At 59.2% G+C, this 9,637-nt stretch carries 6 protein-coding genes; 4 read left to right on the forward strand and 2 right to left on the reverse strand.

The window, feature by feature from the left end; genetic code table 11:
* Positions 1-1,135, reverse strand: a 1,135-nt coding sequence (pgi, locus tag ABJK70_RS14820; protein ID WP_347258345.1) for a glucose-6-phosphate isomerase, incomplete at its 3' end; no start/stop codon positions are given.
* A gap of 249 nt (positions 1,136-1,384) precedes the next feature.
* Positions 1,385-3,445, reverse strand: coding sequence for a UvrD-helicase domain-containing protein (locus ABJK70_RS14825; protein ID WP_347258346.1), 2,061 nt, complete (start codon positions 3,443-3,445; stop codon positions 1,385-1,387).
* 790 nt (positions 3,446-4,235) lie between these two features.
* On the opposite strand from ABJK70_RS14825, the gene pnp reads away from it, so the two are divergent.
* The 4 genes from pnp to groL form a co-directional block, all read left to right on the forward strand.
* Positions 4,236-6,341, forward strand: a complete 2,106-nt coding sequence (gene pnp, locus ABJK70_RS14830; RefSeq protein ID WP_347258347.1) for a polyribonucleotide nucleotidyltransferase — start codon at positions 4,236-4,238, stop codon at positions 6,339-6,341.
* 10 nt (positions 6,342-6,351) lie between these two features.
* The gene (locus ABJK70_RS14835; RefSeq protein ID WP_347258348.1) at positions 6,352-7,962 is read left to right on the forward strand and encodes a peptide chain release factor 3; all 1,611 of its coding nucleotides are present in this window, start codon (positions 6,352-6,354) and stop codon (positions 7,960-7,962) included.
* A gap of 38 nt (positions 7,963-8,000) precedes the next feature.
* On the forward strand, positions 8,001-8,366 hold the full coding sequence (locus ABJK70_RS14840; RefSeq protein WP_347258349.1) for a TraR/DksA C4-type zinc finger protein: 366 nt from the start codon (positions 8,001-8,003) through the stop codon (positions 8,364-8,366).
* A 44-nt stretch (positions 8,367-8,410) separates the two neighbouring features.
* The coding region (groL, locus tag ABJK70_RS14845; protein ID WP_347258350.1) for a chaperonin GroEL at positions 8,411-9,637 on the forward strand (1,227 nt) is incomplete at its 3' end.

Consider the following 9,637-nt stretch of genomic DNA (forward strand, 5'->3'; position numbering starts at 1 on the left):
CCGGTTGACCGAAGATAATCGGGCCGGTGCTGTAGGCGATCGGATGGCCTTCGATATCCACCATCTTGCCGTTGCTTTCCATATCGACCTGCTGAAGATGGGCCGGTAAATCTTCCAGATATTGATCATAGGGCAGAATGGCATAGGATTCGGCGCCGAAAAAATTGCCGTACCAGATGCCGAGCAACCCCATGATCACCGGGATATTCCGCTCGAAGGGCTCCGTTCGGAAATGCTCGTCCACCTTGTGGGCGCCGGTCAATAGCGCTTCGAAAGCATCCATGCCGACAGCCAAGGCGATCGGCAGGCCGATGGCCGACCACAGCGAATACCGGCCGCCGACCCAGTCCCAGAATTCGAACATATTGGCGGTATCGATGCCGAATTCGGCCACTTTTTCGGCATTGGTCGAAACCGCCACGAAATGCTTTGCGATAGCAGTTTCGTCGTTGATTTTGGCCAGAAACCATTCCCGCGCCGACCGGGCATTCGTCATGGTTTCCTGCGTGGTAAAGGTTTTCGAGGAAACGCAGAACAGTGTGGTTTCGGGGTTGAGGCCCTTCAGGTTTTCCACGAGATCCGCTTCGTCCACATTGGAGACGAAGCGAACGCGCAGCCGGGGCTGCATGTAGGGCAACAGCGCCTTCACCACCATTTTCGGCCCCAAATCGGACCCACCGATGCCGATGTTGACCACATCGGTGATGGCTTTGCCCGTACATCCCCGCCATTCGCCGGAACGCACCAAGTCGCTGAACCGACGCATCTGCGCCAAAACCCGATTGACATCGGGCATGACATCCTTGCCGTCGACGAAAATCGGTCGGTTGGAGCGGTTGCGCAAGGCCACGTGCAATACGGCACGGTTTTCGGTGACATTGATCTTGTCGCCACGGAACATGGCGGCGATTTTTCCGGACAGATCGCTCTGGCGAGCCAGTTCCAGAAGCAATGTCAGGGTCTCGTCAGTCATGCGGTTCTTGGAGAAGTCGAACAGAATATCGCCCAGTTGCAGCGAAAAGCGCTTGAAACGGCCAGGGTCGCGATCGAACAGTTCGCGCAAGTGGAGCGACTCGATTGCCTGGTAATGGTCCTGCAATGCTATCCACACGGGCGTTTGGGTTAGAGGGGGCATAGACGGTGTTTCCTCGGAGGAATCGGTTTAGGACATTCCGAACGCAAAGCTCCGAGTGGAGCCCCTGCGCCGGCAGAGCGGAAAGACTTGGCTTTTCTCTGGGCGCGGAGCTAAGGCGGGTCTAGTAAAAACATGTGGTGTGATTCCATTGTCTATTGCGTCTTTTCCGCAAACGACCGTCGAACAAAAAGCAATTCGCTCAGGATTTTCCGCCTGTACGGCGTTCCGGATTCTATTGATGGCGACGGATTATTGCGGTATGAATCGCGTGATCGTGCCAGCGTACGTTAGGGTGAGTTTATGCATGGCGCGCGTACAGGCCACATAAAGCAGGTTCCTGTCGAGTACGGTCGCGTAATTTTCATCGTTGGCATGGGGCACGATGACCTGGTCGAATTCCAGACCCTTTGCCAGATGAGCGGTACAGATCACGATTCCCCGCATGAATGAACTGCTCCGCGTGGTCAATAAATGTAGTTTAGGTACGTCTCCTTGGATGGCCTTGTGAAGTTGTTCCGCCTGTTTCTGTGTCTTGCAGATGATCCCCATGGTCCGACAACCGAGATTGGTGAAATCATCGATTGACCGCCGGATATGGCTTATTTCCTCTTTCTTGTTCTTGAAAGACAAGACAAGGGGCTTGTCCCCATGGCGTTCGATCGCGACGAGGTCGGCATTGGGCGATATGTTTTGAGCGAACTGCGTGATTTCATAAGTTGAGCGATAGCTTTTGCACAGCTTTACGATGGAGGCTTGCCAGAAAACACGCTGGATCGCTTCGGGTGTCGATGAACTGAACGGATTGACCGACTGGTTCGCATCGCCGAGGATCGTTTTTTTGCAGGGAAACAATTTTGAAATGACGGCATATTGGACCGGCGTGTAGTCCTGCATTTCGTCGATCAGCAGATGCTTGATGCTTCGATAGCGGTTATTTATTCCTTCGAGGCGAATCTTGATGTATATGAGAGGGAATACGTCCGAGTATTCCAGTATCGAGTTCTTGGCGGGCCTGAACAACTCCGGCTTCCCCATCCATGTGAAGAAATCCTTGTAAATCGCGCGAAGCGTGGCGTGCCGATACATCTTCTTCACCGAGTCCTTCAGTTCGGTCCTTTCCTTGGCCGTAATATCGTAGTTGTACTGAATTCCGATCTTGCCTTCGATCTCTTTGGCGACTCGGCTCAAGCGTTCGGAAACAGGCAGGTTGCGGTGTTTTTTATAGACCTCCTCGATGAGCCAGGCCGGAACCAGGCGGCGGTTTATCCATAGGTCCTCGGGGTGGAACTGCGTGCTTTCGATATGCGCGACATACTCATCGAGCTTTTTTAAAAAATTGAGCGAGGATTTTTCCTGGATCCTGCGCCTTAATTCCTCGTCCTCGTTCTCCAACAGCAAAGCCGCCTGCTCGAAAAAGGTCTGGAATTTGTATTGGTAATCCAGCAGTTCGTGCGCAAGGCCATCCATTTCGGTCTCGCCGATTTGTTCCTCGCCGAGTTCCGGCAGCACGTTGGAAATGTAGTCGGCGAATACCTTGTTGGGCGAGATGATCAGGATATCCTTCGACGTCAAGCTATCCTTGAATCGGTAAAGCAAGAAGGCGATCCGGTGCAGGGCGATCGAAGTTTTCCCGGAGCCGGCCACCCCCTGGATAATCAAAACCGGTGCGTGTTCATTGCGGATGATAGCGTTCTGGTCGCGCTGGATCGTGGCGACGATGTTTTTCATCCGGTTGTCGGAAGTGCGGCTAAGCTCCTCCTGCAATACATCGTCCAGAATGTTGAGCCCACTCTCCAGCATGAACTCCATTTGTCCGTTGCGTATCCGGAACTGGCGTTTCAGCACGATTTCACCGGAAATATCGCCGGATGGGGATTCGTACCGCGCCTCGCCAATTTCGTAATCGTAAAACATGCTCGAGATCGGCGCGCGCCAGTCGTATATCAGGCTCTTTTTTTCCGCCTCGTCGAAGAAGTTGTGAATCCCGACATAAACCGGTAATGGCTGCGCCTCGCCGTGCCTGACGAAATCAAAGCGACCGAAATAGGGGAGCTGTAGGAGTTTCCTGATGCGCGTTTGAAAGGCGAGAACGGCTTCGCCGGTAAGCACCGTTTGGTGTACGGATTGGCGCGTCGATATCTTTTCAACATGATCCATATCCGCCTTGTGTTCCCACAAATAGGTTTTCTGTTCCTGGATCTCCTGTGCGTAACGCCTCACCCTGGCATCGAGTTGCTCCAAGGCCTCGCCGAGCTTTCGCTTCACTTCCTCAAGATGTAACTTTTCTTCGGTTTCTCTCTTGTCGATCATGGGCCTATTCGATTTCATGTGGATAGCGACCATGGTCCGGATTCATGACCGTGTTCGGGGATTCGCGCGTAGCCGCGCCACTATGACGAAGGTAAGGAGATTGTTCGAGTTTGACAGCTTCGGTTATACGGTTGTTGGGCTGAATATTCGGAGCTTGTCCGCGCTTTCGCTGCCAGGTGAGCGGTTTTAAAGCGAACTGAACTTGATCATGTCCGATCCGAGCAGGATTTCAGACGGCATAATCGTCGACCGCCGCCCTTTCAGAATGAATCTGACGATGAATTCGCGAAAACTGTGCGGAAAGACGGACTGCCCCGTGGGACAGAGCAAGAAAGCAAGCGTTATGGCGGGGTCGGCCGGCAGCAATCAAACATGGGATGGATCACGTTATCACGGTAGGTTTGCTGCATAGGTGACACAACAATTTAACGTGCGAGCGTGGTATTGTCTACGAAATAGATTGTTTCCGTAACATTGCGCCCGTGTAATCGGTCACCAAAGTGCTTGTAGATTCGTACCTATTGGGGTAATCTTAAATAGATTTTCACAATCATCTTCTATGCCAATCTAAGCAGCTCTCATCAAGTCCGCGGCCCGTCGCACAAGGTGCGAATCGCCGCATGGCCTGCGCTGAAGTTAAATTTCAGTCGCCGGGCTTGCTTCTGATGTGGTCTGCTTGGTCTCCTCCACTCGTTCAAGGCCCGCAATCTTCCCCCATTAAGTAGCCGCCTGACGCGCACCTCCAGCGCAGGTTCCAGATCTTTCCGATCTCGACCCAAAGGCGGATTACATGCAGTTCAAACATTCCTTTTCTTATGGCGACCACAACGTCACGCTGGAAACCGGGGAAATAGCCCGCCAAGCGAGCGGCGCCGTGCTGGTGAACATGGGCGACTCGGTGGTCCTGGCCACCGTAGTGGCGTCCCGGGACGCCAAGCCCGGACAGGATTTCCTGCCGCTCACCGTCCACTATGTGGAGAAATCCTATGCCGCCGGCCGCATTCCGGGCGGTTTTTTCAAGCGGGAAGGACGACCCTCCGAGAAGGAGACCCTGACCTCCCGGCTGATCGACCGTCCCATTCGCCCGCTGTTTCCCGACGGATTCCATCATGAGGTGCAGGTGGTCTGCACGGTTTTGTCCTGCAACCCCGAGGTGGACTCCGACATCCCGGCGCTCTTGGCCGCCTCGGCGGCTTTGGCGGTCTCCGGCATCCCCTTTGAGGGACCTGTCGGCGCTTGCCGAGTGGGATTCCAGGACGGTCGCTATATCCTCAATCCGACCCGCAGCCGACTACGGGATTCGCAATTGGATTTGGTGGTGGCGGGCACGCGATCTGCCGTGATCATGGTGGAATCGGAGGCGGATGAGCTGTCCGAGGACATCATGCTGGGTGCCGTGGAGTTCGGTCATGCGCAGATGCAGACGGCGATCCGCGCTATCGAGGAACTGGCGGAAGCGGCCGGGAAGCCTCGTTGGAACTGGCAGCCGCCAATTCAGGATGAGGCGCTCATGGCGAAGATTACCGAACTCGCCGAAGCGGAATTGCGCGAGGCCTATCGCATCACGCAGAAACAGGCGCGACGGGAGAAGATCCGGGAGGTCGGCGACAAGACGATGGGGGCGCTGGCCGCAAGCGCGGCGGAAGCCCCGGATCCTCATCTCGTCAAAGACGCGCTCTCGAAACTTGAAGCCCGCATCGTCCGCGGCCGAGTACTGGACGGCGAACCGCGCATTGACGGGCGGGATTGCTTCACGGTGCGGCCGATCCGCATCCGCCATGGTGTGTTGCCGAGCACCCACGGCTCGGCGCTGTTCACCCGTGGGGAAACCCAATCCCTGGCGGTGGCGACGCTGGGCACCGCCCAAGACGAGCAGATCGTCGATGCGCTGCAGGGCGAATACCGCGAGCGCTTCATGCTTCACTACAACATGCCGCCGTTCGCCACCGGCGAAACGGGCTTCGTGGGTAGCCCGAAGCGTCGCGAGATCGGCCATGGCCACTTGGCCAAGCGAGCCGTCGCCGCCGTGTTGCCTCCGTTCGAGGTGTTTCCCTATACGATCCGTGTCGTCTCCGAGATCACCGAGGCCAACGGGTCCTCGTCAATGGCCTCGGTCTGCGGCGCCTGTCTGGCCTTGATGGATGCCGGCGTCCCGTTGAAACGTCCCGTCGCCGGTATCGCGATGGGGCTGATCAAGGAAGGCGAGCGCTTCGCCGTGCTGACCGACATCCTCGGCGACGAGGATCATTTGGGCGACATGGACTTCAAGGTGGCCGGCACGGAACAGGGAGTCACCGCCCTGCAAATGGATATCAAGATTCAAGGCGTCACCCGAGAGATCATGGGCACGGCCTTGACCCAGGCGAGGGCGGGACGGATGCACATCCTCGATCTGATGCGGCTGGCTCTGCCCGCTCCCCGTCAAGAGCTCTCGGTCCGCGCCCCGCGCCTTGTCACTTTCAAGATCGACCCGAACAAGATTCGCGACGTGATCGGCAAGGGCGGCGCAACCATCCGTTCCCTCGTCGAGGAAACCGGCGCCGAGATCAATGTGGCGAACGACGGCACCGTGACCATCGCCTCGGCGAACGGCGAAGCCGCGCATCTGGCCAAAGGGCGCATCGAGCAATTGACCGCGGATATCGAAGTGGGCCGGATCTACGTGGGCACGGTGCTGCGGCTGCTGGATTTCGGCGCCATAGTGCAGCTCCTGCCGGGCAAGGATGGGCTCTTGCACATCTCGCAGATCACCGAGCGCCGGCTCGAATCAGTCGGAGAAGTGCTGGAGAAAGGGCAATCGGTTCGGGTCAAGGTGCTGGAAATGGATGGCCGGGGACGCGTGCGCTTGTCGATGAAAGAGGCCATGACCGAAGCGGCTCTGTTCAGCGACGCGTGAGGGCATCGATATGATCAGCATCGACGAGGCGACGCGGCGTCGAACCTTCGCCATCATCTCCCACCCCGACGCCGGCAAGACCACGCTGACGGAAAAACTGCTGCTGTTCGCCGGCGCGATCCACATCGCGGGCAGCGTCAAGGCGCGCAAGGCCTCGCGCCATGCCACCTCGGACTGGATGGAAATCGAAAAACAGCGCGGCATCTCGGTGGCCAGCTCGGTCATGCAGATGGAGTACCGCGACTGCGTCATCAATCTGCTGGATACGCCCGGCCACCAGGACTTCTCCGAGGATACCTATCGGGTATTGACCGCCGTGGATTCCGCCTTGATGGTGATCGACGCCGCCAACGGCGTGGAGTCCCAGACCCTGCGGCTGCTCCAGGTCTGCCGTGCCCGCAAGGTGCCCATTCTCACCTTCGTCAACAAGATGGACCGGGAGGTTCGGGAGCCTTTGGATTTGATGGGCGAAATCGAGCATGTCCTGGGCATGGCGGCGGCCCCGTTCACCTGGCCGGTGGGTATGGGCCGGTGCTTTCGCGGCGTTTTCGACCTGCGCCGCGATCGCATGCGGGTGTTTCGCCCGGGCGCCGACCGTCTGGCCGAGGACGGCGAATTCATCGAAGGCCTCGACAATCCGGTCTGCCCGGCGCGCTTTGGCGAAGAGTTCGACACCGCGCGCCAGGAAATCGAGCTGGTGCGGGGCGCCTCGCCTGCATTCGACCCGAGCGAGTTTCTCGCCGGACGGCAAACCCCCGTGTTCTTCGGTTCCGCCGTCAACAACTTCGGCGTTCGGGAAGTGCTGGACGCGCTGGCAGAGCTCGCTCCGCCGCCCGGCCCCAGGGCCGCCCTGCAGCGCGCGGTGCAGCCGCACGAGTCGAAATTCACGGGGGTCGTTTTCAAAATCCAAGCCAACATGGACCCGGCTCACCGCGATCGCATCGCCTTCGTGCGCGTCTGTTCCGGCCGGTTCGAACGGGGCATGCGGGTCAAGATCGGCCGCAACGGCAAGGAGCTCCGGCTCACCAGCGTAGTGTCGTTCCTGTCGCAACGGCGGGAACTGCTCGACGCCGCCTATCCCGGCGATATCATCGGCATCCCCAATCACGCGGCGTTGCAATTGGGCGACACCCTGACGGAAGGGGAGGAACTCCAGTTCACCGGTCTGCCGTTTTTTGCCCCCGAACTTTTCCAGAGCGTGGAAGTCGCCGATCCCCTTCGGAGCAAACAACTGCGCATCGGCCTCACCCAACTGGGCGAGGAGGGGGCCATCCAGGTATTCAGGCCCCAGACCGGCGGTCCGCTCCTGCTCGGCGCGGTGGGGGCCTTGCAGTTCGAGGTGGTCGCGCACCGGCTGCGCCATGAATACGGCGTCGATGCCCGCATGGCTCCCACCAAGTACAAGCTGGCACGCTGGGTGACCGCCGATGATCCGCGGGAACTGAAGCGCTTTCTGGACGCCAACGCTCACCGGATCGCATGCGACGTGGTCGGCGCACCCACCTTTCTGGCCGCCATGAAGTCGGAGCTCGCCGTCGCCGAAGACAAGTGGCGGACCATCCGGTTCCACCAGCTTAGGGAGCATGCGGGACTCGTATTCAAGTCCCGCCTGGACGGGTAACCCAATGCATTCCGCCATTCAATGCGAAGGAGAAACACATGTTAGCAAGCCATGAAATCGAACGCTACCGAACTCTTTTGGAGCAGCAGCTCGCGGACGCACTGGAAGCGCTGGAAACCGCCAAAGCCACCGACACCGGGACCGTGAAGCTGGACCAGACTCGTGTGGGGCGCCTGTCGCGGATGGATGCGCTTCAGCAGCAGGCGATGGCGCAAGGCTTGAGGGAGCGGCTGTTGCGCAACCGAAGGCGGCTGGAAGCCGCGCTGGATCGCGTTCGCGGCGGCAAATTCGGTCTCTGCTGCCGATGCGGCGACGAGTTGGACCTGGAGCGCCTGGAGGCGGATCCGGCGGTCCCGTTCTGCGCGGACTGTCAGGACGAGATCGAGGAACAGCGGCGCGGCTAGGGGAATGCTTCAAAGGCAACGATCGACTACGGGAGAGGTGAAGCATGAGCGTGAAAGAAGTGAAATTCGGTGAAAGCGCCCAGGAAAGCATCCTGAAGGGCGTCAACCTTCTCGCCGACACGGTGAAAGCGACCTTGGGCCCACGTGGACGCAACGTCGTGCTGTCGCGGGGTTACGGCGTCCCTGTAATGACCAAGGACGGCGTGTCGGTGGCGAAGGACGTGGAACTCGCGGATCGGTTCGAGAACATGGGCGCCCAAATCGTGCGGGAAGCGGCCCTGAAGACGGCCGAAGTTGCCGGAGACGGTACCACCACATCGATCGTACTCGCCCAGGCCCTCATTCGGGAGGGCATGAAATTCGTTCTTCTCGGGGCGAACCCGATGGACCTGAGGCGCGGCATCGAACAAGCGGTCGCCGCCGTCCTGACGCGGCTCGGGGAACTGTCCAGGCCCTGCGCCACCGATCGGGAGATCGCACAGGTCGCGACGCTGTCCGCCAATGGCGATCGAGCGGTCGGCGAGCTGATCGCCCGGGCGATGGCCGTGGTCGGCAAGGACGGCGTGATCACGGTCGAAGAAGGGCAATCGCTCCAGGATGAGCTGGATATGGTGGAAGGCCTGCGGTTCGACCGCGGCTACTTATCCCCCTATTTCATCAATGATCCGGATCGGCAGAGGGCCTTGCTGGAAGAACCTTACATTCTATTGGCGGACGAAAAGATCTCCACCCTTTCGGGGCTCCTGTCCGTGCTGGAACGGGTAGTCAAGACCGGTCGTCCGCTCCTGATCATTGCCGAGGATGTGGACGGCGAAGCGCTGGCGACCTTGGTCGTGAACCACCTGCGCGGCGTCCTTAAGGTCTGTGCCGTGAAGTCGCCCGGTTTCGGCGAGCGGCGCAAGGCGATGCTCGAAGACATCGCCGTACTCACCGGCGGCACCGTGATCGCCGAGGCGACTGGGTTGACGCTTGAAAACGCCGCCTTGGAACTCCTCGGTCGGGCCGAGCGAGTCGAAGTCGGCAAGGAGAATACCGTGATCGTCGGCGGCGCGGGTTCGGCCGAGGCGATCGCCGATCGTATCCGCTGGCTGCGTACCCAGATCGGCCTGGCTTCGTCCGACTACGAGCGCGAACAACTGGAGGAACGCACGGCCAAGCTCGCGGGCGGCGTAGCGGTGATCCGCGGGGGCGCCGCCACCGAGATCGAGATGAAGGAGAAAAAAGCCCGTATCGAGGACGCCGTGCACGCGACCCGCGCCGCCGTCGAAGAG

Source organism: Methylocaldum sp. (assembly GCF_039794385.1).
GTDB lineage: Bacteria > Pseudomonadota > Gammaproteobacteria > Methylococcales > Methylococcaceae > Methylocaldum.